This is a genomic window from uncultured Limnohabitans sp., assembly GCF_937889215.1.
Classification (GTDB): Bacteria; Pseudomonadota; Gammaproteobacteria; order Burkholderiales; family Burkholderiaceae_C; genus Limnohabitans_A.
On the sequence record NZ_CALBEX010000434.1, the window covers coordinates 1 to 2,078 of the forward strand.

A 2,078-nucleotide genomic window follows, 5' to 3' on the forward strand; every position below is an offset into this window, starting at 1 on the left:
CCCCGAGAACCTGCCCGAGTCCGACCCCACCAAGATGAATTTCGGTGGCGACGCTAAAAAAGCTTGGAAAGACATTTGGGGCTGTGGCCAAGGCATTGGTGCCATTGGCAGTGTCGTCAGCACCGCCGAGCGCGTGGCCAAGTTGCGCAGCGAGTACGTGGCCGCGCGTGCGCGTTTGGCGCTTTGAAGTTCCGCTGAGCTTGGGCCTCAGCCCGCCCGGAACCTGGCACCCCGAGGGGCGCTGAACGCACACAACGGCCTCCTGCATGGAGGCTGTTGGCGTTTTGACATATGGCTTTGAAGCGGAGTGCCGGTCAGCTCACCGCTTTGACTTTTTCGGTGATGTAGGCCAATGCCTCTTCCACTTGGTCGATCAAAATCAGACACAAGTCACCCGGTGACAGGCGCGACAGGGCGGTGTCGATGGCATTGAATTCACCCTGGATGTCTTGCACATGGGTGGTTCGCAACGCGCCTTGCAAGCCCTCACGCAGCAAGGCAATGACTTCGCCGTCCACGCGGCCGCGTTGACACGCATCCTGGTACAGCAGCACCTCGTCAAAGGCCTTGCCCAGAATTTGCGTCTGGTCGCGGATGTCTTGGTCGCGCCGGTCGCCTGCGCCGCTGATCACCACCACCCGCTTTTGGGCAGGCATGTTGTTGACGGCTTGCACCAGTGCGGCAATGGCATCGGGGTTGTGGCCGTAGTCGGCAATGAGCGTCGCGCCCCGGTAGTCAAACACATTGAAGCGCCCAGGCACGCCTTGGATGTCGCTGATGAAGGTGGACAGGCCTTGGGCGATGGCGTCCCAGGGCACGTCCACAGCCCAGGCTGCGCCCACGGCCGCCAGCACGTTTTCGGTTTGAAAGCCGATCTGGCCTTGGCGCGTCAAAGGCACTTGGCTCAAGGGGATGCGAAAAACCTGTTTGCCCTTTTGCGCCAGGATGGCCCCGTCCTCCACATAGACCACGCGCTTGCCTTGAGCGCGGTGCGTGGCCAGCACGGGATGGTTGGCGTCGAGGGCAAAAAAGGTCACATCGCCCGGACAATGCCGCGCCATGGCGACCACGGCCGGGTCATTGGCGTTGAGCACGGCCATGCCCTTGGGGTCCACGTTGAGCACAATCACCCGCTTGAGCACCGACAGGTCTTCGAGTGTGGTGATGTAGTTCAAACCCAAGTGGTCACCGGCCCCCAAGTTGGTCACCACCGCTACTTGGCAGCGGTCAAAGGCCAGGCCTTCGCGCAGCAGGCCGCCCCGGGCGGTCTCAAACACGGCGGCGTCCACATCCGGGTGCATCAACACGTTGCGGGCGCTGCGCGGGCCACTGCAGTCGCCCGAGTCGGTTTGGCGGCCGTTCACATACACGCCATCGGTGTTGGTCATGCCCACGCGCAGACCTTGCGCTTTGAGCAAGTGGGCTGTCAGGCGCACGGTGGTGGTTTTGCCGTTGGTGCCGGTCACGGCAATCACTGGGATGCGGCCGTTGCTGCCATCGGGGAACATGTGGTCGATCACCGCGTTGCCCACGTCACGGCCTTTGCCAAACGAGGGGCTGATGTGCATACGCAAGCCTGGTGCCGCATTGAGTTCGACGATGCCGCCGTTTTGCTCTTCAAGCGGGCGCGACAAAGATTCACAGACCACGTCCACGCCGCAAATGTCCACACCCACCATTTGTGCCGCGGCGATCACGCGGGCCGCGACTTCGTGGTGCACCTCGTCGGTCACATCGGTGGCGGTGCCCCCCGTTGATAAATTGGCGTTGTTGCGCAAAATCACGCGGCGGCCTTTGGCGGGCACCGACTCGGGCTCCAGGTCCTGGGCGTGCAGGCGGCCCATGGCGATGTCGTCAAAACGGATTTTGGTGAGCGAGGTGGCGTGACCTTCACCCCGGCGTGGGTCGGTGTTGACCAGGTCAACCAATTGGCGCACCGTGTGTTGACCATCGCCCACCACCAAGGGGGGCTCGCGCCGCGAAGCGGCCACCAGTTTGTCGCCCACCACCAACAGGCGGAAGTCGTGTCCGGGCAAAAACTTCTCTACCATCACGGTGCCATAACGCTCGGCGCTGAC

Annotated in this window: 1 protein-coding gene and 1 pseudogene; one reads left to right on the forward strand and one right to left on the reverse strand. The window is 62.8% G+C overall.

Going from position 1 to position 2,078, the window contains the following annotated elements:
• Positions 1-187, forward strand: a pseudogene (locus tag Q0341_RS11070) (nitronate monooxygenase); the annotation flags it as partial.
• 127 nt (positions 188-314) lie between these two features.
• On the opposite strand, the gene cphA reads toward Q0341_RS11070, so the two are convergent.
• Positions 315-2,078 (reverse strand): cyanophycin synthetase (cphA, locus tag Q0341_RS11075; protein WP_299513185.1); only part of this gene is annotated, 1,764 nt, incomplete at its 5' end.